This is a genomic window from Streptomyces sp. NPDC048275 (genome assembly GCF_040652275.1).
GTDB lineage: Bacteria > Actinomycetota > Actinomycetes > Streptomycetales > Streptomycetaceae > Streptomyces.
In genome coordinates, this window is the sequence record NZ_JBEZLR010000083.1 from 1 (window position 1) to 22,729 (window position 22,729).

Sequence of the window (22,729 nt, forward strand, 5' to 3'; positions counted from 1 at the left end):
AACCCCTCAGCAAGGTTCATCGTCCCAGGTCAGGAAGGCACTTTCGCATTTCCGCCCCGGAGTCAGCCGTCCCCAAGTGAAACGGTGAGGCTAGCGGTGGGCGTACTTGTCCGTCGCCGCCACCAACGCGTCGACCACACCGGACGCGCCCATGGTGTGGCCCACGTCGTCGATCACGGTCACCTCACTGCCGGGCCACGCCTGATGGAGCCGCCACACCGTGCCCAGCAGATTCCCCAAGTCCAGGCTGCCCTGGACGAGGGTGCCGGGGATTCCCTCCAGCAGGGGCGCGTCGCGGAGCACCACGCCCTGGTCGTTCCCTTCCCCCAGGAAGTGGTCGCTGCCGAAGTAGTGCGTGACGGTTCGGGCGAAGCCCATGCGGAACGCCGGGTCCTCGTAGCGCTCCACGGTACGAGGCGGCGCGGGAATGATCGCCGTCTCCCAGTCGGTCCAGGCCCGCGCCGCCCGCGCCCGGACCTCGGGGTCGGGCGATTCGAGCAGGCGGCTGTACGCGGCCGCGAGATTCCCCTCCCGATCGTCCTCCGGCAACTCGGCCAGGAACCGCTCGAACGCCTCGGGGAAGATCCGCCCAAGTCCCCTGGTCAGCAGGGCGACTTCGGCGTTCGATCCGGTGGCCACCGCGGTCAGCACCACCTCGGATACGACGTCCGGGTGCGTCTGCGCGTACCGCAGCCCCAGCACCGAACCCCACGACACTCCCCACACCAGCCACCGCGCGATGCCCAAGTGGCTGCGCAGCAGCTCCAGGTCCGCGATCACATGCGCCGTCGTATTGACGCCCATGTCCGTCCCGTACGCGCTCGCGTGCGGGGTCGAGCGTCCGCAGCCGCGCTGGTCCAGCAGCACGATGCGATACGCGGCCGGGTCGCAGTAGCGCCGGAAGGCCGCACCGCAGCCGGATCCGGGCCCGCCGTGCAGCATGACCGCGGGCTTCCCGTCCGGATTCCCGCAGACCTCCCAGTACACGCGGTTGCCGTCCCCTACGTCGAGCATCCCGTGGTCGTACGGTTCGATCTCCGGATACAGACCCATCGGGCGAGGCTAACCCTCCTGCGGCCTCCTCGTCAGCCCCGCCGCCCGGGCCGCCGTACTCAGCACGTCCCGGAGCATGGCGGGCGTCAGCCGCCCGGTGAAGGTGTTCCGCTGACTGACGTGGAAGCATCCGAAGAGCTCGATCGCCCCGGGCGGTCGGAGCCGCCCGGGCGATCTGGTCAGCCCGGACGAGACGGACGGCCCGGGCGAGACGGACGGCCCGAGCGTGACCCGCGTTCCGTGCGCGAAGGCAGGGCGAGGGCGGGGCACCTCCCATCCCGCTTCCGCGAACGCCGGCAGCGCGGCCTGCCAGCCGAAAGCTCCAAGCACGACGACCGCCCGGAGCGAGGGCCGCAGCAGTTCCAGTTCGCGCACGAGCCACGGCCGGCAGGCGTCCCGCTCCTCGGGGGTCGGCTTGTTGGCGGGCGGGGCGCAGTGCACGGGTGAGGTGATCCGCACGCCGTGCAACGTCAGCCCGTCGGCCGCGCTCACGGCCGTGGCCCGCGAGGCCAGTCCCACCTCGTACAGCGACGCGTACAGCACGTCGCCCGACCGGTCACCCGTGAACATCCGACCGGTCCGGTTCGCGCCGTGCGCCGCGGGGGCCAGGCCAATGATCAGCAGAGACGCGTCGGGCGGGCCGAACCCGGGGACGGGGCGGCCCCAGTACGTCTGATCGGCGAAGGCGGCGCGTTTGGTACGGGCCACCTCCTCGCGCCACGCAACCAGGCGCGGACAGGCCCGACACCCGCTGATCCGCACATCTAGATCAGCCAGATCGGCCAGATCAGCCGCGTCTGCCGAGTCGGTGAACATCCCGTACTCCTCAGCCTGCTCATCAGTGAAGAACTCCACCGGTGTTCTGTCGCCGTATTCAAGGATGGCGCACTCGTCGCACCTCGGAGCATTCCTCTATAGAGGATGGCAGTCGCTATAGTGGACGCATGAGTGACGGCAACGCCCTGTCCAGTGGTTTGTCCATGGCCGAGTTGGGGGCCAGGATCCGAGCCGAGAGACAAGCCCGAGGCATGGCTCTCGAGCGGCTCGGCGAGCTGAGCGGGGTGAGCCGGAGCATGGTGTCCGAGGTGGAGCGCGGCACCAAGACGCCGAGTGTGCTGGTCCTCGACCGTCTGGCGACCGCGCTGGGCACCTCGATCGCCCGGCTCCTGGACGAGCCCGTCCGTCCCGGTGTGGTGATCCTGCCCCGCGCTCGGCAGCACGTCGTGCGGGATCCCTCCGGTTGGGAGCGGCGCATCCTTTCGCCCGTTCTGCCCGGCACGGAGTTCGAGTTCATGCGCACCACCCTGGAGCCAGGCGTGGATGCCGGGGAGTTCTCGCCGCATCCACCGGGATCACAGGAATACGTGGCAGTGGAGACCGGACGTCTGCGCCTGACCGTCGATGGCGTGGCCCATCTCCTGTCGGCCGGGGACTCCGCCTATTTCCCTGGCGACCACCGGCATGCCTTCGCCAACGACACCGACGACGCATGCGTGTACTACCTGGCGATGGCGCTGGCCCGGCCGGCCGACTTCCACGGCCGTCTTCTACCTGGAGGGCATGATGAGTGACCTGCGTCGAGCGGGCCGGTCGGTCGCGGACATGACGGCCGATCACCTGGCTGCCGTACCCGGCGGACCGGTGTGGCGGCCGGTGCCCGAAGCGGACCGTTCATGGCTCTCCCAACAGCAGCTGCCCCCTGTGGGCCGTCCTCTGCAGGATCTGCTTCACGATGTGCGTGACCACGTGCTGCCCTACCCGATGGGGAACGGACATCCCCGGTTCTTCGGCTGGGTCAACTCCCCGCCCTCTCCCGCCGGAGTGCTGGTCGCTCCGCTGGCCGCGGCGATGAACCCGAGTTGTGCCGGGGGAGATCACGCGGGCGTCCTGCTGGAGCGCACCGCCGTTCGGTGGCTGGCTGAGCTGGTGGACTTCCCTCATCAGCCGGGTGCCGGACTGCTGACCAGCGGCGCCTCCATGGCCACCGTCATCGCGCTGGCCACGGCCCGGCAGTGGGCAGCCCGCCAACAGGGCAGGGACATACGCGAGACGGGCCTGTACGGGCACCACCCGCTGGCGATCTACCTGTCGGCCGAGGGACACAGCTGTCTGCGCAAGGCAGCAGAACTCCTCGGCCTGGGAAGCCAGTACCTCCGCACGGTCCCGGTCGATGACAGCTTCCGCATGGACACCAGCGCACTGCGCCGCCTGATCACAGCGGACATGCGAGCAGGAGTGCGACCGTTCTTCGTCGCGGCGAGTGCGGGGACAGTGAACACCGGCGCCGTGGACCCCCTGGAAGAAGTCGCCGGGATCGCCCGTGAGCACGGACTGTGGTTCCACATCGACGGCGCCTACGGCGCACTCGGCATCCTCGCCGAAGAAGCCGGCCCCGTGTACACCGGAATGGAACTGGCGGACTCCCTCGCCCTGGACCCGCACAAGTGGCTCGGCGTCCCCGTCGACTGTGGTTGTGTCCTCTTCCGCGATCCGGCCGGGCCACGCGACACCTTCAGCTTCATACCGCCCTACCTTCGCGACGACGATGCCGACGAGCTGGGCTGGTTCTCCGAGTACGGCCCCGAACAAACGCGTCCGTTCCGCGCGCTCCGCGTATGGGCCACGATCGCGCACCTCGGACGCGACGGAATCGTCCAGCTGGTACAACGAACGACCACACTCGCACGCACCCTCGCCGCCATGATCGAAGCCTCCGACGACTTCGATCTGCTCGCCCCGGCAGTCACCTCGGTCATCGCCTTCCGCCACCGGCCCACAGCACTCGGCGCCACCACGACAGAAGCGCTGAACCAGGCGATCCCGGCGGCCGTGCAACATCGCGGGCGCGCCTTCCTCACCGGCACCCGCCTCTCCGGCGCGGCAGCCCTGCGCGCCTGCATCCTCCACCCGGACACCACCGAGGCCGATCTCACCGTCCTGCTCGACGAAATCCGGACTGCGGCGAAGGAGGTCACCGCATGAGCCACCATCACCTGGTCGTCGACCTCGGCGGCGTGCTGTTCCGCTTCCACCACGCCCATCGCCTCCAACGGCTGGCCGCCGCGTTCTCGCTCGCTCCGGACCGGGTGGACGAACTGCTGTGGAGGTCCGGGTTCAGCTCCGACTCCGACTCAGGCAGATATACGGACGCGGCGGAGGTCCGGGACCGCATCCGTGCCGTCACGGGATTCGCCGGCAGCGACGAACTGCTCGACACGTCCTGGTGCAGCGCCTTCAGCCCCGATCATTCCGTCCGGGACGTACTGGAACTTCACCGAGGATCGCGGTCGCTCACCCTGTTCACCAACAACGGCCCTCTGGAGGAGGAGGTGCTGCCCCGCCTGTACCCAGAAATGTTCGACGGCTTCGGCCAACTACTGTTCAGTTACCGCCTCGGGCACCGCAAGCCCGACCCGGCCGCCTTCGACGCCGCCTCGAAACGGTTGGGTGCGTCCCCCGACGAAGTACTCTTCATCGATGACAGCCCTGCCAACATCGAGGCGGCACGCACCCTGGGCTGGACCGCCCTCCGCTTCCGGGGCCCACAGACCATCGAGCAAGCCGGGTGTCACTGAGTTCATGCGCGCAGCTTCGAAAGAGCTGCTGCGGCAAGCCGTCGGATGAGCGCCTCAGTAATAGCGGCTCATGAGTTCGGTGGCCCAGGCCGGCTGAATGACCGGATGACGGGGGGCGAACTCGGCCAAGTACGGCTTGATGTCGAGGACCGGAGAGCCTGACAACGCGTCCAGGTCGGCGACCTGCAGGTCCAAGCCGTCCACGGCAACCAGTCGGCAGCGGGAGACGCCCAGGCGATTGGGGCGGTACGGCCCGCGGTGGGCGAAGACCCCCACGGGTGCCGCGCTCGGGTTCCCCCTCGGAGGACGAGGTTCGCTGGGCACGGTGGCGGAGTCGATCCGATCGAAGAGGAATACGACCTCCAGATGTGAGAAGTGCTCCAGGCCGAGCACCGCCGACGCGGTGAAGGACGCGCCGTCCAGACGAATCACGGCACGAACGTCGCCCCAGTTGTCTTCGAACACCTCGCTGCGCCCGCCCACGACCTGTCCGACGGGTCTCAGGGCCACGGTGTCCGTTGTCATAGTGATCTCCAGGTTTCTAGTAGCGGCCGAGAGTGCCGCGGTCTCTGGCGAGGTGTTCGAGCCGGTTGAACAGGACCACCCCGGCGGTCGTGATGAGCAGCGGCTGGGCCAGCAGCCAACCAAGGCCCCAGCCGGTCGGGAGGGCGGCCAGGGAATGCCCGCCCAGCAGGATGTCCCGCATTGCCTCAATGCCGGGCGCGATGGGGACCAGCAGCCGGCTGAGGAAGGCGATCGGATCGGGCATGGCGGCCAAGGGAACCAGGGTGCCGCCGGCGATGGCATAGACGGCCACCGACACCTGCGTGATGATCTCGATCCGTTTGAACACCAGGGTCAGCCCGCACAGGATGAGCGCCAGTCCGCAGGTACCCAGCGCGATGGCGGCCAGCGGCACGATCACCTGCGCGTCCAAGGGCACCTGCCCGCCCTGGATGTCGATGGCGACGGCCCCGGTGGCCAGGACAGCCAGCGCGGTGGGCAGGGCCGAGATCACTGCGGCGATCTGGCGGCCGAGGATGCCCGCGGCAGACGGCAGCGGGGTCAGGTACGTCTGCTCCAGCACCCCGGACTGGATGTCACCCAGATAGCTCCAGAACATCCGGTTGACCTGCTCGTGGATGAAGGTCAGCGCCACCATGCCGAGCAACACGGGCAGCAGCAGTTCCGCACGCAGCTGCCCGCGCCCCATGAACAGCACGATGAGCAGGTAGAACAGCGGGAAGGTGAGCATCTGGATGAGGCTTTCGCGCCATCCGGCGGCGAAGTTGAGCAGGCCCTTGCGGACCTCGGCGGCGAATCCGCGGGCGAACCTCATGACGACTCCTGCAGGGCTCGGCTGTGGTTGCGGACGAACAGCAGGCCGCTGACCACCGTGAGCGCAAGGGTGTGGGCGATGAGCCACGGCAGGGTGCCGCCGGTCCAGATATCGGCCAGGGTCCGGCCCTCGAACAGCGCCTGGGTGGTCGCCTCGATGCCCAAGGTCGTCGGCAGGAATCTGGCGAGGAGGGCCAACCAGTCGGGATAGAGGGCCAGCGGCAGGAATGAGCCGTTGAGCAGCAGCACCAGCGAGGTGAACAGCGACTGCAGGGCGCCGATCATCGGGGAGACCAGGGCCAGGGAGGCCAGCAGGAAGGTGAAGGCCAGCACGTTGACACCCAGCAACAGAGCAGGCACCAGGGCCGCCGAGCGCAGCGGGATCGAGATCCCGGCCACCAGCATGGGGACGAGAGCGGCGACGGCGGCCACCGCCAGACCGAACACCGAGGCGGTGATCAACCGGCCGAGCATCGGCAGCCAGACAGGCGCCGTGGTCATCTGTGCCTGGGCGAAGGTGCCGGCGCGCTTCTCCTCGATGAGATCGGACACCATCACCAGGCCGGCGTACTGCAGGAACCAGTAGCCGCCGATCGCGACCAGGGTCTGCGGCAGCAGATCCTGCCGCAGCTCCCCCCGGCCCAGGACGAACTGCAGGCCGAGGTACATCGTGGCGCCGATCAGCAGCGAGACGACGTGCCCGATCGGATGGGCCAGCTGAACCCGCAGGCCTTTCCCGATCTCCGCGCCCAGGACGTCAAGCATGGGACGTCCCGTTGACCAGAGCGAGGAACACATCCTCCAGATCGGGCTGAACCTGGGCCAGCGACTCCAGGACGGCCCCTTGCGCGCGCAGTCGCTCGACCACGTCGTACACCTCGCCCGGATCGCTCACCCGTACGCGGATCGTGGTGACGCCTTCGTGGGTGCTGGCGTCGAACCCGGCGGGGGCAGTGCCCTCGATGCGGATGTCGTATCTGTCGCGTTCGCGGAAGCCGGCCAGCAGTTCACGCGTGGGCAGGTCGGCGACGAGCCGGCCCTGACGGATGACGGCCACGCGGTCGCACAACTCCTGGACCACATCGAGCTGATGGGTGGTGAGCAGGATGGTGGTGCCCCGATCGCGGGCCAGTTCGGCGATCCAGTCCTTGACTGTGCGAGTGGCCTCGACGTCGAGGCCGAGCGTCGGCTCGTCCAGCAGCACGATCGGAGGGTCGGCGACCAGAGCGACGGCGATCGCGACCTTCTGCTGCATGCCGCGGGAGAAGTCACCGACCTTGTCGTCGCGCCGCTCCCACAGTCCCAGCCCGGTCAGCAACTCCTCGGCACGTTCGCCGACCTGGGCCTTGCGCAAGCCCTTGAGCCGCCCGAAGTACATCAGGTTCTGCCAGGCCGACAGGCTCCAGTAGACATTGCGCGAGCCCTCCAGCACGGCGCCGAACTGCGCCATCGCGGCCGAACGCTGCCGGACCACGTCAACGCCGCCCAGCCGGACCCGGCCCGCAGTGGGGGCCAACAGGCCGGCCGTCATCTTGATGGTGGTGGTCTTACCGGCGCCATTGGGGCCCAGGAAGCCCACGACGGATCCGGCGGGAATGTGCAGCGACACCTCGTCGACCGCTCGGACCTGCGCCGAGCCGTACACCTTGGTTAACGCATCGATTTCGATCATGTCATGTCCTCGATTAGGGAACCCGGGAGACGCGGATCAGTGCTCGTCCAGAACCTCGATGTCGTCCACGGTGGGCTCGCGGGTCAGCGCGAATGCCGCAGTGGCCTCGGCGTTGCCGGGTACGACCTGACGGGCCGCCTGCAGGCTGGCAGCCGAGTCCCAGCGCCAGATGCCGACCCACGTCTCGTCATCGAGCCGGCCCAGGCGCGCCTCGGTGAGCCCGGGCGCGGCGGCCCTGGTCGCGGCGACCAACGCGGCGTGCCGGGCGCGAAGCTGCTCGGCGTCGGCGGGATCGATCTGGAAGCGGGTAACGGTGATGACCGACATGCAGACCTCGTTTACTAGAGTTGACTTCTAGTGTTCGCATCTAGAGTTAGACTCCAGTCATGAGCGATGTCAAGCGAACGAACAAGCGGGGGCAGAAAGCGCAGGAGACGCGTCGGCGCATCCTGGCGGCGGCTCTCGAGCTGTTCGTGCAGGACGGATACGGCGCGACGAATCTTCAAGACGTCGCCGACAGGGCCGGTGTCGCGGTGCAGACGATCTACTTCGTCTTCGGCAACAAGCGCACCCTGCTCAAGGAACTGGTCGACGTGACGATCGCGGGTGACGAAGAGCCGGTGGCCACGATGGACCGGCCGTGGTTCGTCGACGCACTGGCCGCCGACACGGCCCAGGACATGCTGCGCGCCTACGTCGCGGGCACGACCTCGGTCCTGGAGCGGGTCGCGCCGATCATCAAAGTCCTGGAGGCGGCGGCCGCGAGCGACCCCGAGGTCGCCGCCCTGTGGCCGCAGGACGTCGATCCTCGTCATGTCGTTCAACAAAGGGCGGCGAACGCGCTGGCCGGCAAACCGGGCGCGCGGCCGGAGGTGTCGGTGGAGGAAGTCGCCGACCTGCTGTACGGCCTGCTCAGCCCTGAGTTGTACCTCCTGTTCGTGCACGAGCGTGGCTGGTCGCGTGAGCGCTGGGAGCGGTGGACCGGCGAGACCCTGCGCACCCAGCTCTGCTCCTGTTAGACGTGCCGGCGGGGGCAGGTGGGCGGTGTGCGTCCGGAGCAGCGGCGGATCATGGACGGGGAGTACGCAGAACCTTGGGGCCCGTCCGGCTACGTCAGCGCCACCGGAGTGGAAGCTCCCAGCCGATGACGCAGTCGTTCGGGCGCTGGCATATCGGCCCGTCAGGTCTTCTAGAGTCGAGGTATGGCTTCTGAGGATGCGGACGTCGATCAGGTGGACGAGAAGAAGAGCACGGACGGGCCCGGTGACACGGTGGCCGCCGCCGAGGCCGCCCGCCCGCCGAGCGGCGAGAGCGTGCGAGTCGACAGCTGGATCTGGTCCGTACGTCTGGTCAAGACCCGCTCGATGGGCGCGACCGCCTGCCGTGGCGGCCATGTCCGGGTGAACGGCGAACGCGTCAAGCCCGCGTACGGCGTACGCGTCGGCGACGAGGTGCGACTGCGGCACGGGGGCCGGGAACGGGTCGTCATCGTGAAGCGTGTGATCCGCAAGCGGGTCGGGGCGCCCGTCGCCGTCGAGTGCTACGTGGACAACAGTCCGCCGCCCCCGCCGCGCGAGGCCGTCGCCCCGGCGGGCGTCCGCGACCGCGGCGCGGGTCGCCCGACCAAGCGCGACCGCCGTGAGATGGAACGCCTCCGGGGCCTCGGCGGCCCGGAGGGCGGCTCCGAGGGCCCCTGACCCCGAGGACCACCCTTCACGCGAACACCTGAACGCCCAGACACACCCGGTCGCCGTACGACGTCGAGGGCTCTCCCTATGTCACGGGGAGCCCTCGACGTCGTACGGCGGTCATGCCCGTCGTCGCTCCAGCCGGAACAGTCGGAGCTGACGGACCAACTCGGCGGTATGTCCCCTCCGGACCCACGCGATCAGCGCGAGCGGCAGGATCAGGATGAGCGGGGTCGCCGGATACGGCCCGTGCAGCACGGTGACGTTCACGATGAACGCGCCGACCATCAGCGCGCCGAGCGCCACCGCCGCCACCGAGGACAGCAGCGGGATCAACAGCGCGACACCTCCGGCCAGTTCGAGCGCGCCGATGAGATACATCCCCGCGCTCCCCCAACCGAGATCGTCGAAGACCTCGGCGGCGGACGGGTGCGCGATCAGCTTGGGAAGCGCGCTCGCGAGCACGTAGAAGAGACCGAGTACGACCTGCAGGGCGCCCAGGGAGATCCGGGCGCCGCGGCCGCGGGTGGGGGTGGGGGTGGGGGCTGCGGAGGGGGAGGCGGAGGTGATCGCGGTGACGGGCGCGGTGGTCTCGGACATGGAGGTCTCCCTTGCGAAGCGGTAGGAGTCGCTGTCGCGGAGGTAGACCGCATGCGTGGCGGGAACTCATCGCCGTGGACCGGAACTTGTTTAGCCGACCGACTCCGCCCCTTCGGCCGACCCGACTACCCGCGTCGGCTCCTTCCCGGGGCCCGGGGCTTCAGACCTTCACCGCCCGCACCCACACCCTGTCCTCCGTCAGATACCGCTCCACCCGCAACCCCGCCTCCCCCAGCGCCTCCTCGAACTGCTCCTTGGTCAACGGCCGGGCCGTGAACGTCTGGGTCCACGTGGCGTCCGGGAACACATACTCCGCGCAGACCGAGTTCACCCCGTCGCCCACCGGCTCTGCCGACAGGATTTTTACGGTGTAGCCGCTGGGGTCGACACGCTCCCGAGGCACGTTCGAGTGGTAGTCCTCGCCCTCGCGCTGGATCAACACGCAGCCGCCCTCCGCGACATGGCGTGCGCACGCCTCCAGCATCTCCCGGCGCAGGTTTTCCTCCCCGGTGTGCACGAGGAACGACGCGAGCATCACCACGTCGAACGTCTCCCCCAGGTCGAGCTCCTCGATCGGGCTGCATATCGTCCGCGCCCCGCGGATCCGCTCCAGCATCTCGGCCGACTCGTCCACCGCCGTCACCGTGAACCCGCGCTCCAGGAGCGGGTGGGTCATCCGCCCCACCCCGCTGCCCAGCTCCAGAATGTGCGCTCCCGCGGGCACCGCCGCGGAAACGATGTCCGGCTCCGCCCCGATGGACAGGCGCGCATAGAGCTCGACCGCGCAGCCGTCCGGCGTGATCGCACCCGGTCCGGTCCCCTCATGGCCTTCACGCATCTGAATGCTCATACCCGCCCAACGACCCGCTCCCATCGGCCCGTTCCCACTTCACCTCACTCGTTCAGGTGACGTGTTCGAGCCCCGGGTTCGAGCCCCAGGCCAGATCAAATCAGGCCAGACCCTGTTACAGCGCGAACCAGCCGTGCCCGGCGTACCAGTGCTCGCCCCCACGCAGATGGTCCCCCACCGCCCGTTCGACCGCGCTCCGCCGCGGCAGTGAACCCGTCGGCAGTTCCGGATCGCCGAAGACGAAGCCGACCGGCACCCCGTCGTCCGGAGTCGTCTCCTGGTACGCGACTTCGAAGCGTTCCTGAAAGCGGATGATGTTGGAGTCCTCCGGCAGATACCGCTTGAGCTGCGGATCGAGCAGCCAGGAGTGACACACGGCGACTTCATAGCTCTCGTCGGGATAGTGCCGGGCGAAGAACTCCCGTGCCGACGCGAGCGACCGGTCGCAGGCGGAGTGGGACAGCGGACCGCGGAAGTCGGCTATGTGCAGGCTCAGACACGGGTCGCCGGGGCCGACGCCGAGGCCCGCCGCCGAGACGGCCCGCCCCGTGCGCTGACCGAGCCGCGCCCGCTGGAACTGCAGTCGCCCCAGCTGGAACAGCTCACCGTGGAAAGGCAGGCCGATCCACCAGGGAAACAGCAGCCCCGGCGTACCGAGCCGCCTGTGATGCACGGCCACATGCCGTCCGAGGTCGGCGAGGGTGCGCCGGGACACGTCGTCGGCGATGCCGCGCTCGCGGTGGTAGGCGCGGATGTACGGGAGCGCCGCGATGAAGACGTACAGGTGGAAGCAGCGCCCGAGCGCGCCCGCCGACGCGGGGAAGGAGGGCGGCTCCCAGCCCTTTCCGATCTCCCCCATGTCCCGCACGAAGCGGCCGACACACCGAGCGAGGAGGATCTTCGCCTCCGGGTCCGCCGCCAACCGGGTACGCAGCGTGACGAGTTCATTGATGTGCTCATGAGCAACGGCCAGGTCGAGCAGGATGTCCGGCAACTCGTCCGCGTCCGGAAGCACTGCTTCCTCCCGAGGGGCACCCTCGCTCTCCAGGTCCCTCAGCCACGCGGCGAGCCTCGCGTCCGCCCGCAACGCCTCCAGCAGCACCGTGGCCTCCCCCGTCGGTCCAACCACTGTCCGAACCACTGTCCCTTGGTAATCGTGCACCACGAAGAGTACGTTTCCCAGTAGGAGCAGTGGTTCCGGAGTACCGGAGTAGTGGTCCTCATGCGTACGGGCAGTGAACCGACGACAGCGCGCAGTGCTCTGCGGCTGCGCTTCTGGCTGACTGCCTGGGGCCTGATCTGGGCGGTCTTCGGGGCGGTCGCGTTCACCCTCGCGGGACGGCCCGGATGGGCGATCGCCTGCGCCGTGCTGTGGCTGATCGTCACCATCGACATGGCCATGGTGCTGCGCCACATCCGTGAGGGGGCGCACTACCAGCCGGGCCGCGACATCCCGCCGTACCGGCCGCCGGATCACCGCCCCCCGCCGTACCGGCCGCCCGAGCACCGCCACCCTTAGACGACGCACCCGACGTACAGCGTCCCTACGACTCGCCCTTACGAGTCGAAGCGTGCCGCTTCGAGATACTGCGGCTTCGGGTCGAGTGCCGCGGCCAGTCTGAAGTGGCGCTTCGCCTGGTCGGGGCGGAGCTGGCGCTCATAGGTGCGGGCGAGCGCGAAGTGCGCGAACGCGTTGTCCGGCTCGCGCTCCAGGACGATGGTGAACTCCAACTCGGCGGGCCGCAGTTGGGCGGCGGCGAAGAAGGCACGCGCGCGCAGCAGTCGCGCGGCGGTGTTCTCCGGATGCGCGGCGATCACTGAGTCGAGCAGCTTCACCGCGCCCCGCGGGTCCCGCGCGGCGAGCAGTTGCTCGGCGGCGCGGAAGTCGATGACATGCGTCTCCGGAGTACGTCCGGTCGAACCGCTGGTCTCGGGCACGGCTGAGTCCTTCCCTCACTTCACTGGTTCAACGCCCCCATCGAGGACCGCTATTCCTGGCGGGCGTGCGCTCTGCGTACGAGATCCGCCCATACCTCCCCCACGCGCCGCTCGAGGGCCTCCAGAGGTACGTCGTTGTCGATGACGACATCCGCGATCTGCAGGCGCTTCTCGCGGGTGGCCTGGGCGGCCATGCGGGCGCGGGCGTCTTCCTCGGTCATTCCACGCAGCCGCACGAGGCGGTCGAGCTGGGTCTCGGGGCTGGCGTCGACGACGACCACGAGGTCGTACAGCGATCCGAGGGTGTTCTCGGCGAGCAGCGGGACGTCATGCACGACGACCGCCTCTTCGGAGGCGGCGCGTTCGAGTTCGCGGGAGCGGGCGCCCACCAGGGGGTGCACGATCGAGTTCAGGACGGCGAGCTTCTCCGGGTCGGCGAAGACGATCGAGCCCAGTCGGGGGCGGTCCAGGCTGCCGTCCGGCGCGAGTACGTCCTCGCCGAAGGCATCGACAACGGCCGCGAGCCCGGGAGTTCCGGGCGCCACGACCTCTCGCGCGATCCTGTCCGCGTCGATCAGCACCGCGCCATGCTCGACGAGCAGCCGCGACACTTCGCTCTTGCCGGCGCCGATACCGCCGGTCAGGCCCACCTTCAGCATGACCCGAAGCTTAGGCCCTGCCACTGACAAGCCCCCGAACGGACCCCGACGGGCCCCTGAAGGGCCCCTGAGGGCTAAGCCTCGCCCTCTCGCTCCGCCAGGAACCGCTCGAACTCGAGCCCGATCTCGTCCGCCGAAGGGATGTCGACGGGCTCCGCGAGCATGTTGCCGCGCGTCTCGGCGCCCGCGGCGGCGTCGTACTGGTGCTCAAGTCCCTGGACGAGGGAGACGAGTTCCTCGTCGCCCTCCTGGATCTGCCGGTCGATCTCCGTCTGGGTGCGGTGCGCCTCGGTGCGCAAGGAGTGCGCGACACCGGGGAGCACCAGTCCCGTGGCGCCCGTGATGGCCTCCAGGACGGTCAGCGCGGCGTCCGGGTACGGGGAGCGGGCGATGTAGTGCGGGACGTGCGCGGCGACACCCAGGACGTCGTGTCCGGCCTCCATGAGGCGGTACTCGACGAGAGCCTCGGCGCTTCCGGGGACCTGTGCCTCGTCAAAGGGACTGCGCTGGCCCGGCACCAGGTCGGTGCGGTTTCCGTGCGGGGTGAGGCCCACGGGGCGGGTGTGCGGGACGCCCATGGGGATGCCGTGGAAGTTCACCAGGAGGCGTACGCCGAGCCGCTCCACGATCTGCCGGACCGCGGCGGCGAAGCGCTCCCACTCGACGTCGGGCTCGGGGCCGGAGAGCAGCAGGAAGGGCGCTCCCGTGGCGTCCTGGACGAGCCGGACATCGAGGGTGGGCTCCTCGTAGTCGGTCCAGCGGTCACGCTTGAACGTCAACAGCGGGCGCCGCGCCCGGTAGTCCACCAGCCGGTCGTGGTCGAAGCGGGCGACGATCTGGTGAGGCAGCGTGTCGAGCAGCCGGTCGACGATCTGGTCACCGGTTTCGCCCGCGTCGATGTATCCGTCGAAGTGGTAGAGCATGACCAGACCGGCCGACTCCTGGGCGAGCGCCATGTCCACCACGGCCAGGCCCTTCGGCTCCCATGCGTACAAACCCTGCGGATCAAGCACTGTGACCGCTCCTCCTTGTGTTCGTACTGCACAACGTGGTGCGGAGCGCGGGCATTCCCGCCCCGCGCACCGCACCGGCGCCATTTACCGACTTTCAGCAACTCAGCGACTACGACTCCCGGCAACTACGACAACAGCATGCTCGCGTTACGACGACAGCACGCGCGCGTGGAGCGCGGTCACCGCCTTGCGGGCGGACGTGAACGCGCCGTGCTGCCAGGCGTCGGTGTAGCTGAGCCAGTCGCCCGCGAAGTAGACGCGTCCGGTCGGCTCGTTCAGCGGCTTGTAGCGGGGAGCGTCGGGGCCGCCCGGGGTGTCGTGCCAGGCGGCCTCCAGGTGGGGTGTCTGGCGCCAGTGGTGCGAGAAGGAGGACGCGAGTTCGGTGCGGTACTTCTCGCCGTAGATCTTCACGCCGGCCGCCACCGCGCGCTTCTCGCGCTCCTTGGGGGTGAGCTTGCCGTACGAGTCGGCGTCGTCGCCGTAGTTGTAGTAGCCGATCATCACGCCGCGCTCGCCATGGAAGCCGTACGACGGGTGCCAGATGTGCGTGACGTCCTGGTCGGTCTCCGTGATGCCCCCATAGATTTTGTGATCAAGCTCCCACCAGCGGGAACGGTACTCGAGCCCGATCTTCGCCGCCGACGAGGGAGTGATCGCCGTCAGCGCGCTCTGCACTCCGGAACCCAGGTTGTGCGGGATCTTGGCGAGAATGTTGGGCGGGAGGGCGCCGATGCAGTAGTCGGCGTCGATCACCTTCGTACGGCCCGACTGGGTGTAGGTGACCGAAACACCGCTCCCCTTGTCGGTGATGTCGGAAACCACGGCCCCTGTGCGAATGCGGTGGCCGCCGATCGCCTTGGTGAGCGCGCGCGGTATCTGGTCCATGCCACCCACCGGCTGGAACATCAGCATCGCCTGGTCGTAGCCGAACTCGAAGGAGAAGTAGCGTCCGACGCCGGTGGTGAAGACCTCCGACGCTGACGGGACGTCGCCGAGGAGCACTCCGGGGGTCCCGGCCGCGGCCGGGACAGTGGTGTATCCGCGGCGTTCACCGCCCTCGTAGGTCAGCTTGTCGCCCAACTCGCCGAAGTCCTTGAGGAACTCGACGAGCAGTTCCTGGTCGGTGGCGGTCAACTCCTTGTCCAGGGCGCCCTTGTCGGTGGCCTTGGCGAGCAGTTCGGAGACGTAGCCGTAGACATCGGCCTTCGCGGTGCGGTGACGCATCGGCTTGGTCATGCCGGTGGACTCGTTGAAGATGTACGCGTCGGCGTTGACGTTGGTGAACACCTCGACGGGGACGCCGAGTTCGCGGCAGTAGTCGAGGGTGACCATCCACTGCGGGAGGCGGGCGGGGCCCGCGTTCATGTACTGGCCCTCACTGAAGCGGGCCTTCTGGGTGTTGCCGTAGAGGTCGGTGGTCGCATCGCCGCCGCGAACCGTGAAGTTGCGGCCACCGGTGCGGTCTCTGGCCTCCAGGACCGTACAGTCGTAGCCCGCCTTGCCGAGTTCGTACGCGGCCGCGAGGCCGGCGATGCCGCCGCCGACGACGACCACCTTGGCGGCGCCGCGTCCGGTGAGCGTGAAGTCGCCCGACTGCGGGGCACGGAAGGGCTGTTCGCGCTGGGCCGCTTCGGCGGTGGGCGCGAGACCGAGGGCCCCCATGGTGGCGAACATCGCGCCCGCTCCACCCGTGAGACCTACGTTGCGCAGGAACGAACGACGACTCGCACCGGGACCGCTCTGAGGTTGTGCCATGACGGGCCTCCCCTTTCGATCTTGAACGACCGGGGAAGCCTCCCAACGACGGGTTACGGCCCGTCAGTTACTCGTGTATCCCGCACGTTTCCGCACCCGCACGTGTCCAGCCCGCTGGACACCCACACGCTGGACACCCACGGGAAACCCATGGGCAACGCACTGCGGGCCCGCACCCAGATGGGTGCGGGCCCGCAGTCACGAACTACTGCCTAGCGGTGAGCTTTCAGCTCTGGCCGCCGGCGAGCTTCTCGCGGAGAGCAGCCAGGGCCTCGTCCGACGCCAGGGCGCCGGAGTTGTCGTCCGACTCCGAGGAGTACGAACCACCCGAGACACCGGCACCAGCACCGGCGGCGGGGGCGGCAGCACCCTCGGCCTCGGCCTGCGCGTCGGCCTCGCGGGACTTGATGACCTGCGCCTGGTGCTGCTCGAAGCGCTGCTGCGCCTCGGCGTACTGGTGCTCCCAGGCCTCGCGCTGGGTCTCGTAGCCCTCGAGCCAGTCGTTGGTCTCGGGGTCGAAGCCCTCGGGGTAGATGTAGTTGCCCTGGTCGTCGTACGACGCGGCCATGCCGTACAGCGTCGGGTCGAACTCGACCGAGGCCGGGTCGGCACCGAAGGACTCGTTGGCCTGCTTCAGCGAGAGGCTGATGCGACGACGCTCGAGGTCGATGTCGATGACCTTGACGAAGATCTCGTCGTTGACCTGGACGACCTGCTCCGGGATCTCCACGTGGCGCTCGGCCAGCTCGGAGATGTGGACCAGACCCTCGATGCCCTCGTCCACGCGGACGAACGCACCGAACGGAACGAGCTTCGTGACCTTACCCGGGACGACCTGACCGATCTGGTGCGTACGGGCGAACTGCTGCCACGGGTCTTCCTGCGTCGCCTTGAGCGACAGGGAGACGCGCTCGCGGTCCATGTCGACGTCGAGAACCTCGACGGTGACTTCCTGGCCGACCTCGACAACCTCGGAGGGGTGGTCGATGTGCTTCCAGGAGAGCTCGGAGACGTGCACCAGACCGTCGACGCCACCCAGGTCCACGAAGGCACCGAAGTTGACGATCGAGGAGACGACGCCGGAGCGGACCTGACCCTTCTGCAGGGTGGTGAGGAACGTCTGGCGAACCTCGGACTGGGTCTGCTCCAGCCAGGCGCGGCGGGACAGGACCACGTTGTTGCGGTTCTTGTCCAGCTCGATGATCTTCGCCTCGAGCTCCTTGCCCACGTAGGGCTGGAGGTCGCGGACACGGCGCATCTCGACGAGGGAAGCCGGCAGGAAGCCACGGAGGCCGATGTCGAGGATGAGACCACCCTTGACGACCTCGATGACGGTACCGGTGACGATGCCGTCCTCTTCCTTGATCTTCTCGATGGTGCCCCAAGCACGCTCGTACTGGGCGCGCTTCTTCGAGAGGATCAGGCGGCCTTCCTTGTCCTCCTTCTGGAGAACAAGGGCTTCGATCTCGTCACCGACGGCGACGACCTCGTTGGGGTCGACGTCGTGCTTGATCGAGAGCTCGCGGCTCGGGATGACACCTTCGGTCTTGTAACCGATGTCGAGCAGGACCTCGTCCCGGTCGACCTTCACGATGACGCCGTCGACGATGTCGCCGTCGTTGAAGTACTTGATCGTCTCGTCGATCGCGGCGAGGAAGGCTTCCTCGTTACCGATGTCGTTGACCGCAACCTGCGGGGTGGTGGCGGTGGTCTCGGTGCTGCTCGTCATGTGGGAAAGGGCTCCGGTACGGACAGAGAGTCGTAGGTACTGCTTACGCCGGAAGCCCGTTTCGCCCTGTAGAAGCCGGACAGCCAAGGAAGCGCCAAATCCGAATCGTGTTCATCACGAACACTTCCAGTGGCGCCTCGACAACCGAGGGGACATACATACAGATGCGAGCGCAACCTGCTACGTCTGAGGTACGCAGGCTCGCAGCGCAACTTGTAGCATACGGGGGCAGCCGGGCAGGGTCAATGCGCGAAGGCGCACACCCAGGGCGGATCGCCTCATTCCCGGCACAAAACCCGTCTCACGAGGCCACGCGGACCGTAACCGGCCCCTGCCGTGACACCTCCGCGACCGTTTGGACGGAAGAGCCCGCAGATTAGTACGAGGGAGCCGATCATCCAAGAGCCCGAGCCTTTCGAGCCCGAAGCCACCCGCCGCGACGCGGACGTCACGGAGAGCTCCCGCGCCAATCGTGGCTGGTGGGACCGGAACGCGGACGAGTACCAGATAGAGCACGGCACATTCCTCGGGGACGACCGTTTCGTATGGGGACCCGAGGGCCTCGACGAGGTGGAGGCCGAGCTGCTCGGCCCGCCCGAGGACCTGAAGGGCAAGGACGTCCTGGAGATCGGCGCCGGCGCGGCACAGTGCTCGCGCTGGCTGGCCGCCCAGGAGGCCCGTCCGGTCGCCCTGGACCTCTCCCACCGCCAGCTCCAGCACGCGCTGCGCATCGGCGGCCGGGTGCCGCTCGTGGAGGCCGACGCGGGCGCGCTGCCCTTCGCGGACGGCTCCTTCGACCTCGCGTGCTCGGCGTACGGCGCGCTGCCGTTCGTCGCCGACCCGGTCCGCGTACTGCGAGAGGTCCACCGGGTCCTGCGCCCCGGCGGCCGCTTCGTCTTCTCCGTCACGCACCCGATCCGCTGGGCGTTCCCGGACGAGCCGGGCCCGGAGGGCCTGTCGGTATCCGCCTCGTACTTCGACCGCGTCCCCTACGTCGAGCAGGACGACGAGGGCAACGCGGTGTACGTCGAGCACCACAGGACGGTCGGCGACCGCGTCCGCGACATCGTGGCCGGCGGCTTCCGCCTCCTCGACCTCGTCGAACCCGAGTGGCCCGCCTGGAACACCCAGGAGTGGGGCGGCTGGTCCCCGCTGCGGGGGAACCTGATCCCGGGGACGGCGATCTTCGTGTGCGAGCGGGACTGAGGCAGTGGTGTGCGCCAAGGGTCACGCGCGCGTGGGGGATGTCGTGACGCTCGTACGAGACTAGGGGCGTGATCCGTTACGACGCCCTGGACCCGCTGCCCGTACGCGGCGCCCTGCCTGCTCTGAACGACGCCCTGGAGGGCGGCGGCAGTGCCGTGCTCGTGGCGCCGCCCGGGACCGGCAAGACCACCCTCGTACCACTGGCGCTCGCCGGTCTGCTGGACGACGGGCGGCCGGAGCGTCGGGTCGTCGTGGCCGAGCCGCGGCGGATCGCTGCCCGGGCCGCCGCGCGGCGGATGGCGTGGCTGCTCGGCGAGAAGGTCGGCGAGAGCGTGGGGTATACCGTGCGGGGGGAGCGTGTGGTGGGTCCACGCGCGCGCGTGGAGGTCGTCACGACGGGGGTCCTCCTGCAACGGCTGCAGCGGGACCAGGAGCTGGCGGGCGTCGACGTGGTGGTGCTCGACGAGTGCCACGAGCGGCATCTGGACGCCGACACGGTGGCCGCTTTCCTGTGGGACGTACGGTCCGCGCTCCGTCCCGAGCTGCGGCTCGTGGCCGCCTCCGCGACGACCGACGCCGAGGGATGGGCCCGGCTGCTGGGCGGCGCTCCCGTCGTCGAGGCGCACGGGGTGTCGTATCCGGTCGAGGTGGTGTGGGCGCCACCGGTGCGGCCCGTCCGGCCGCCGCACGGCATGCGGGTCGACCCGGCGCTGCTGACGCATGTGGCGTCGGTGGTGCGGCGGGCGCTGGCCGAGCGCGAGGGCGATGTCCTGTGCTTCCTGCCCGGCGTCGGGGAGATCGCTCGGGTGGCGGGCGGGCTGCGTGACCGGTCGGTCGAGGTACTCCAGGTGCACGGGCGGGCGCCGACGGCCATCCAGGACGCGGTGCTGTCCGCGGGTGCCGGGCGCCGGGTGGTGCTGGCCACGTCCGTGGCGGAGTCGTCGCTGACGGTTCCCGGGGTGCGGGTGGTCGTCGACTCCGGGCTGGCCCGGGAGCCGCGGGTGGACCACGCGCGCGGGCTCAGCGCCCTGACCACGGTACGGGCCTCGCAGGCGGCGGGGCGGCAGCGGGCGGGGCGGGCCGGTCGTGAGGCGCCGGGGCGGGTGTACCGCTGCTGGTCCGAGGCCGAGGATGCCCGTCTGGCGCGCTTTCCCGCGCCGGAGATCAAGGTGGCCGACCTGACGGCGTTCGCCTTGCAGGCGGCCTGCTGGGGCGATCCGGACGCGACCGGGCTGGCGCTGCTGGATCCTCCGCCGGGCGGGGCCATGGCGGCGGCGCGGGCCGTTCTGTCGGCAGTGGGTGCGGTGGATTCCGCCGGGCGGGCCACCGAGCGGGGCGTACGAATGTCGCGGCTGGGTCTGCACCCGCGCCTGGCCCGGGCCCTGCTGGACGCGGCCCCCGAGATCGGCGCGGACCGGGCCGCCGAAGTGGTCGCCCTGCTGAGCGAGGAGCCGCCCCGGGAGTACGGGGACGATCTGGCCGCGGCCTGGCGGGCCGCCCGCCGAGGGGGTGACGCCTACGCGACGCGCTGGCGCACGGAGGCGAAGCGTCTGCGCTCCGCGTCGACCCCCACGGCACGCACCCCCTCCCGGCCACCTGTCGGCAGACATGCCCCGAGTGAGCCGAGCACCGACGCTCCCTCCGGGGACGGGCCGCCGGGCGGGGCCGGTGCGGGGCAGCGGGGCGGGAGCGGTGACGACCGGGTCGTCGGGCTGGTGGCCGCTCTTGCGTTTCCTGAGCGTGTCGCGCGGGCTCAGGGCGGCTCCTACCTCATGGTCGCCGGTACGCGCGCCGAGCTCGGGGACGGCACAGGTCTGCGGGGAGCCCCCTGGCTCGCTGTCGCCGTGGCCGACCGGCCCGTCGGTTCCGGGCACGCGCGCGTGCGGCTCGCCGCCGTGATCGACGAGGACACGGCGCGGCGGGCCGCGGCGCCCCTGCACGCCGAGGGCGACGAAGTGCACTGGGCCGACGGCGATGTCGTCGCGCGGCGGGTCGAGCGGCTCGGGGCCGTGGAGCTGGCGGTGCGGCCGCTCAAGAACGCCGACTCCGGGCTCGTACGAGAAGCGCTGCTCGAAGGGCTGCGGGAGGACGGGCTCGGCCTGTTGAGGTGGTCCCCGGATGCCGAGGTGCTGCGACGGCGGCTCGCCTTTTTGCGACTGCACCTCGGCGATCCCTGGCCCGACGTGTCCGAAAACGCGCTCCACGCGCGCGTGGACGAGTGGCTGGAGCCGGAGCTGAGCCGCGCCCGACGGCGGGCCGATCTGGCGCGGATCGACGCCGGGCAGGCGCTGACCCGGCTGCTGCCGTGGGCCACCGGCGACGCGGCCCGTCTGGAGGATCTCGCGCCCGAGCGGATCGAGGTACCCAGCGGGTCCAGGATCCGGATCGACTACGACGACCCCGAACAGCCGGTACTCGCCGTCAAGCTGCAGGAGATGTTCGGCCTCCACCAGTCCCCCACCGTCGCCGGTGTGCCCGTACTCGTCCATCTACTCTCGCCCGCCGGCCGCCCCGCCGCCGTCACCGCCGACCTCGCCTCCTTCTGGAAGGACGGCTACAGGGCCGTACGGGCCGAACTGCGCGGCCGCTACCCCAAGCACCCGTGGCCCGAGGACCCGGCCACCGCCGCACCGACCCGGCACACGAACGCGCGGCTCAGGCGTTGACCGGCTCCGGCTCCACGGCCTCGGTGGGGGCCGGGTCGCCCGGGCGGCGGCCCCGCGCCTCCAGGTAGAGGGAGAGGGACAGCAGTGCCGCGCCCAGGATCAGGAAGCCCCATGGCAGGTACGACGTCAGCAGGAGGACCAGGGTGCGGTTCGACTTGACCAGATCGACGGTGTACTCGATGTAGTCCTCGCGCATCTTCACGTGGCCGGAGAAGGCGATCACCTTGTCACGGTCGCCGAGCAGCGTGCCGCCGCGCAGTTCCTCCTGGTGGATCTCCTCGCCGTAGACCGGCGCGCCGGTGACCGGCTCCACCCAGAACTTGCGGACGGTCGTGTACCAGCGTGTCGTGCCCGTCTTGGCGACCGACTCCGGAGTGATGCCCTCGACGGGCATGACCTTGGGGAACTTGACCTTCGTCCAGGGGATGGTCTGCTCGAAGTAGTAGACCTTGACGCCGTGGAAGTTCTGCGTGCCCTTGTAATGGATGGGGGCCGAGGTGCGGGTCTGCGCGTCGAAGTACTCGTAGTCCCGCTTCTCCGTCCGGAAGGGCCACTTGAACTCGATGCCCTCCCGCTTGACGGGGTCGCCGTCGACAGACTCTCCGGTGGCGTGGACGGGGTCCTGGCTGTGCGCGTCGAAGATGTAGCGCTCGGGGAGCTTGGAGACCATCTTGCCGTCGGGGCCCTGCACATAGGAGAGGGAGTCCCAGACGACGACGTCGCGGCCCGCGGTCCTCTCGATCCGCTCGGAGGCCTCGACGTTGCCCTTGAGGGTCTGTACGACGGTGACCTTGGGGACCTTCCTGGCCGTCATGGTGCCGTAGTCGAGGAGGGTCGCGTTCTTCGCCTCCAGAACCATGTCCTGGTACTGGCCCGCGGGAATCTTGGCCAGGCGCGGGAAGGCGTACCAGCGCAGCAGCGGGGACAGCGCCGTGCAGAACACGGCGAGGGCGAGCAGGATGAGGCTGGCCTTGCGGCGCATCTCGG

At 69.4% G+C, this 22,729-nt stretch carries 24 protein-coding genes; 8 read left to right on the top strand and 16 right to left on the bottom strand.

All coding sequences use genetic code 11. From position 1 onward, the window contains the following. Nucleotides 1-90: 90 nt before the first annotated feature. On the bottom strand, nucleotides 91-1,053 hold the full coding sequence (gene pip, locus AB0D57_RS35165) for a prolyl aminopeptidase (protein ID WP_362082690.1): 963 nt from the start codon (nucleotides 1,051-1,053) through the stop codon (nucleotides 91-93). 9 nt (nucleotides 1,054-1,062) lie between these two features. Continuing rightward, nucleotides 1,063-1,869, bottom strand: a complete 807-nt coding sequence (locus tag AB0D57_RS35170) for a uracil-DNA glycosylase (protein WP_362082800.1) — start codon at nucleotides 1,867-1,869, stop codon at nucleotides 1,063-1,065. 128 nt (nucleotides 1,870-1,997) lie between these two features. Here AB0D57_RS35170 and AB0D57_RS35175 point away from each other — a divergent pair, with 128 nt between their 5' ends. Genes AB0D57_RS35175 through AB0D57_RS35185 form a run of 3 tightly spaced genes read left to right on the top strand, consistent with a single transcriptional unit; the run spans nucleotide 1,998 to nucleotide 4,628 of the window. Further along, a complete protein-coding gene (locus AB0D57_RS35175) occupies nucleotides 1,998-2,624 on the top strand; it encodes an XRE family transcriptional regulator (protein WP_362082692.1) in 627 nt (208 codons plus the stop codon). Then, nucleotides 2,617-4,035 (top strand): pyridoxal-dependent decarboxylase, encoded by a 1,419-nt coding sequence (locus AB0D57_RS35180; protein WP_362082695.1) that lies wholly within the window; start codon nucleotides 2,617-2,619, stop codon nucleotides 4,033-4,035. Before AB0D57_RS35175 ends, AB0D57_RS35180 begins: the two co-directional genes overlap by 8 nt. Further along, a complete protein-coding gene (locus tag AB0D57_RS35185; RefSeq protein WP_362082698.1) occupies nucleotides 4,032-4,628 on the top strand; it encodes an HAD family phosphatase in 597 nt (198 codons plus the stop codon). The genes AB0D57_RS35180 and AB0D57_RS35185 overlap by 4 nt, the downstream gene beginning before the upstream one ends. A gap of 54 nt (nucleotides 4,629-4,682) precedes the next feature. Here AB0D57_RS35185 and AB0D57_RS35190 read toward each other — a convergent pair whose 3' ends face one another. From AB0D57_RS35190 to AB0D57_RS35210, 5 genes are read right to left on the bottom strand one after another with little or no spacing between them, the layout of a single operon-like run. Next, nucleotides 4,683-5,153 (bottom strand): SAM-dependent methyltransferase, encoded by a 471-nt coding sequence (locus AB0D57_RS35190; RefSeq protein WP_362082701.1) that lies wholly within the window; start codon nucleotides 5,151-5,153, stop codon nucleotides 4,683-4,685. Nucleotides 5,154-5,169: 16 nt separating this feature from the next. Next, the gene (locus AB0D57_RS35195; RefSeq protein ID WP_362082704.1) at nucleotides 5,170-5,967 is read right to left on the bottom strand and encodes a hypothetical protein; all 798 of its coding nucleotides are present in this window, start codon (nucleotides 5,965-5,967) and stop codon (nucleotides 5,170-5,172) included. After that, complete coding sequence (locus AB0D57_RS35200) at nucleotides 5,964-6,731, bottom strand: ABC transporter permease (RefSeq protein ID WP_362082707.1); 768 nt, start codon at nucleotides 6,729-6,731, stop codon at nucleotides 5,964-5,966. The genes AB0D57_RS35195 and AB0D57_RS35200 overlap by 4 nt, the downstream gene beginning before the upstream one ends. Beyond that, a complete protein-coding gene (locus AB0D57_RS35205; RefSeq protein WP_362082710.1) occupies nucleotides 6,724-7,638 on the bottom strand; it encodes an ABC transporter ATP-binding protein in 915 nt (304 codons plus the stop codon). Before AB0D57_RS35205 ends, AB0D57_RS35200 begins: the two co-directional genes overlap by 8 nt. Nucleotides 7,639-7,674: 36 nt before the next feature. Then, the gene (locus tag AB0D57_RS35210; RefSeq protein ID WP_362082713.1) at nucleotides 7,675-7,965 is read right to left on the bottom strand and encodes an antibiotic biosynthesis monooxygenase; all 291 of its coding nucleotides are present in this window, start codon (nucleotides 7,963-7,965) and stop codon (nucleotides 7,675-7,677) included. 59 nt (nucleotides 7,966-8,024) lie between these two features. Between AB0D57_RS35210 and AB0D57_RS35215 the strand changes: the two genes are divergently transcribed. Both AB0D57_RS35215 and AB0D57_RS35220 read left to right on the top strand, forming a co-directional pair. Then, nucleotides 8,025-8,657, top strand: a complete 633-nt coding sequence (locus tag AB0D57_RS35215; RefSeq protein WP_362082716.1) for a TetR/AcrR family transcriptional regulator — start codon at nucleotides 8,025-8,027, stop codon at nucleotides 8,655-8,657. A gap of 183 nt (nucleotides 8,658-8,840) precedes the next feature. Beyond that, nucleotides 8,841-9,335, top strand: coding sequence for an RNA-binding S4 domain-containing protein (locus AB0D57_RS35220; RefSeq protein ID WP_362082719.1), 495 nt, complete (start codon nucleotides 8,841-8,843; stop codon nucleotides 9,333-9,335). 111 nt (nucleotides 9,336-9,446) lie between these two features. On the opposite strand, the gene AB0D57_RS35225 is transcribed toward AB0D57_RS35220, so the two are convergent. The 3 genes from AB0D57_RS35225 to AB0D57_RS35235 all read right to left on the bottom strand — a co-directional run bounded on the left by AB0D57_RS35225 (nucleotide 9,447) and on the right by AB0D57_RS35235 (nucleotide 11,791). Then, complete coding sequence (locus AB0D57_RS35225) at nucleotides 9,447-9,926, bottom strand: DoxX family protein (RefSeq protein WP_362082722.1); 480 nt, start codon at nucleotides 9,924-9,926, stop codon at nucleotides 9,447-9,449. Between the two features lie 160 nt (nucleotides 9,927-10,086). After that, nucleotides 10,087-10,764 carry a class I SAM-dependent methyltransferase gene (locus AB0D57_RS35230; RefSeq protein ID WP_362082725.1) on the bottom strand — a complete coding sequence of 226 codons (678 nt, stop codon included), beginning with the start codon at nucleotides 10,762-10,764 and terminating at the stop codon, nucleotides 10,087-10,089. Between the two features lie 127 nt (nucleotides 10,765-10,891). Further along, nucleotides 10,892-11,791 (bottom strand): acyltransferase domain-containing protein, encoded by a 900-nt coding sequence (locus AB0D57_RS35235; RefSeq protein ID WP_362082803.1) that lies wholly within the window; start codon nucleotides 11,789-11,791, stop codon nucleotides 10,892-10,894. A gap of 207 nt (nucleotides 11,792-11,998) precedes the next feature. Between AB0D57_RS35235 and AB0D57_RS35240 the strand changes: the two genes are divergently transcribed. Continuing rightward, nucleotides 11,999-12,295: a DUF6343 family protein gene (locus AB0D57_RS35240; RefSeq protein WP_362082728.1), complete on the top strand. Its 297-nt coding sequence runs from the start codon at nucleotides 11,999-12,001 to the stop codon at nucleotides 12,293-12,295. Between the two features lie 38 nt (nucleotides 12,296-12,333). On the opposite strand, the gene AB0D57_RS35245 is transcribed toward AB0D57_RS35240, so the two are convergent. The 5 genes from AB0D57_RS35245 to rpsA form a co-directional block, all read right to left on the bottom strand. Beyond that, the gene (locus AB0D57_RS35245; protein ID WP_362082731.1) at nucleotides 12,334-12,714 is read right to left on the bottom strand and encodes a tetratricopeptide repeat protein; all 381 of its coding nucleotides are present in this window, start codon (nucleotides 12,712-12,714) and stop codon (nucleotides 12,334-12,336) included. Nucleotides 12,715-12,764: 50 nt separating this feature from the next. Then, entirely contained in the window at nucleotides 12,765-13,373 is a 609-nt protein-coding gene (gene coaE, locus AB0D57_RS35250; RefSeq protein WP_362082734.1) for a dephospho-CoA kinase, read from the bottom strand. A 74-nt stretch (nucleotides 13,374-13,447) separates the two neighbouring features. Continuing rightward, the gene (locus AB0D57_RS35255; RefSeq protein WP_362082737.1) at nucleotides 13,448-14,386 is read right to left on the bottom strand and encodes a PAC2 family protein; all 939 of its coding nucleotides are present in this window, start codon (nucleotides 14,384-14,386) and stop codon (nucleotides 13,448-13,450) included. Between the two features lie 147 nt (nucleotides 14,387-14,533). Continuing rightward, nucleotides 14,534-16,060: an FAD-dependent oxidoreductase gene (locus tag AB0D57_RS35260; RefSeq protein ID WP_362082806.1), complete on the bottom strand. Its 1,527-nt coding sequence runs from the start codon at nucleotides 16,058-16,060 to the stop codon at nucleotides 14,534-14,536. Between the two features lie 307 nt (nucleotides 16,061-16,367). After that, on the bottom strand, nucleotides 16,368-17,870 hold the full coding sequence (gene rpsA / locus AB0D57_RS35265) for a 30S ribosomal protein S1 (protein ID WP_362082740.1): 1,503 nt from the start codon (nucleotides 17,868-17,870) through the stop codon (nucleotides 16,368-16,370). Nucleotides 17,871-18,206: 336 nt separating this feature from the next. Here rpsA and AB0D57_RS35270 point away from each other — a divergent pair, with 336 nt between their 5' ends. Together AB0D57_RS35270 and hrpB are read left to right on the top strand one after the other, a co-directional pair. After that, complete coding sequence (locus AB0D57_RS35270; protein ID WP_362082743.1) at nucleotides 18,207-19,076, top strand: class I SAM-dependent methyltransferase; 870 nt, start codon at nucleotides 18,207-18,209, stop codon at nucleotides 19,074-19,076. A 68-nt stretch (nucleotides 19,077-19,144) separates the two neighbouring features. Beyond that, entirely contained in the window at nucleotides 19,145-21,742 is a 2,598-nt protein-coding gene (hrpB, locus tag AB0D57_RS35275) for an ATP-dependent helicase HrpB (RefSeq protein ID WP_362082746.1), read from the top strand. On the opposite strand, the gene AB0D57_RS35280 is transcribed toward hrpB, so the two are convergent. Further along, nucleotides 21,732-22,724, bottom strand: a complete 993-nt coding sequence (locus AB0D57_RS35280; protein ID WP_362082749.1) for a DUF3068 domain-containing protein — start codon at nucleotides 22,722-22,724, stop codon at nucleotides 21,732-21,734. The two genes, hrpB and AB0D57_RS35280, sit on opposite strands and share 11 nt — an antisense overlap. Nucleotides 22,725-22,729: the final 5 nt, after the last annotated feature.

Bases quoted from the DNA above. Each gene is read 5' to 3' on its own strand.
- AB0D57_RS35230 (WP_362082725.1), bottom strand. From the start codon at position 10,764: ATGCGTGAAGGCCATGAGGGGACCGGACCGGGTGCGATCACGCCGGAC.
- AB0D57_RS35175 (WP_362082692.1), top strand. From the start codon at position 1,998: ATGAGTGACGGCAACGCCCTGTCCAGTGGTTTGTCCATGGCCGAGTTG.
- AB0D57_RS35195 (WP_362082704.1), bottom strand. From the start codon at position 5,967: ATGAGGTTCGCCCGCGGATTCGCCGCCGAGGTCCGCAAGGGCCTGCTC.
- pip (WP_362082690.1), bottom strand. From the start codon at position 1,053: ATGGGTCTGTATCCGGAGATCGAACCGTACGACCACGGGATGCTCGAC.
- AB0D57_RS35170 (WP_362082800.1), bottom strand. From the start codon at position 1,869: ATGTTCACCGACTCGGCAGACGCGGCTGATCTGGCCGATCTGGCTGAT.
- AB0D57_RS35225 (WP_362082722.1), bottom strand. From the start codon at position 9,926: ATGTCCGAGACCACCGCGCCCGTCACCGCGATCACCTCCGCCTCCCCC.
- AB0D57_RS35280 (WP_362082749.1), bottom strand. From the start codon at position 22,724: ATGCGCCGCAAGGCCAGCCTCATCCTGCTCGCCCTCGCCGTGTTCTGC.
- AB0D57_RS35220 (WP_362082719.1), top strand. From the start codon at position 8,841: ATGGCTTCTGAGGATGCGGACGTCGATCAGGTGGACGAGAAGAAGAGC.
- rpsA (WP_362082740.1), bottom strand. From the start codon at position 17,870: ATGACGAGCAGCACCGAGACCACCGCCACCACCCCGCAGGTTGCGGTC.
- AB0D57_RS35205 (WP_362082710.1), bottom strand. From the start codon at position 7,638: ATGATCGAAATCGATGCGTTAACCAAGGTGTACGGCTCGGCGCAGGTC.
- AB0D57_RS35185 (WP_362082698.1), top strand. From the start codon at position 4,032: ATGAGCCACCATCACCTGGTCGTCGACCTCGGCGGCGTGCTGTTCCGC.
- AB0D57_RS35190 (WP_362082701.1), bottom strand. From the start codon at position 5,153: ATGACAACGGACACCGTGGCCCTGAGACCCGTCGGACAGGTCGTGGGC.
- AB0D57_RS35210 (WP_362082713.1), bottom strand. From the start codon at position 7,965: ATGTCGGTCATCACCGTTACCCGCTTCCAGATCGATCCCGCCGACGCC.
- coaE (WP_362082734.1), bottom strand. From the start codon at position 13,373: ATGCTGAAGGTGGGCCTGACCGGCGGTATCGGCGCCGGCAAGAGCGAA.
- AB0D57_RS35200 (WP_362082707.1), bottom strand. From the start codon at position 6,731: ATGCTTGACGTCCTGGGCGCGGAGATCGGGAAAGGCCTGCGGGTTCAG.
- AB0D57_RS35215 (WP_362082716.1), top strand. From the start codon at position 8,025: ATGAGCGATGTCAAGCGAACGAACAAGCGGGGGCAGAAAGCGCAGGAG.
- AB0D57_RS35240 (WP_362082728.1), top strand. From the start codon at position 11,999: ATGCGTACGGGCAGTGAACCGACGACAGCGCGCAGTGCTCTGCGGCTG.
- AB0D57_RS35260 (WP_362082806.1), bottom strand. From the start codon at position 16,060: ATGTTCGCCACCATGGGGGCCCTCGGTCTCGCGCCCACCGCCGAAGCG.
- AB0D57_RS35180 (WP_362082695.1), top strand. From the start codon at position 2,617: ATGAGTGACCTGCGTCGAGCGGGCCGGTCGGTCGCGGACATGACGGCC.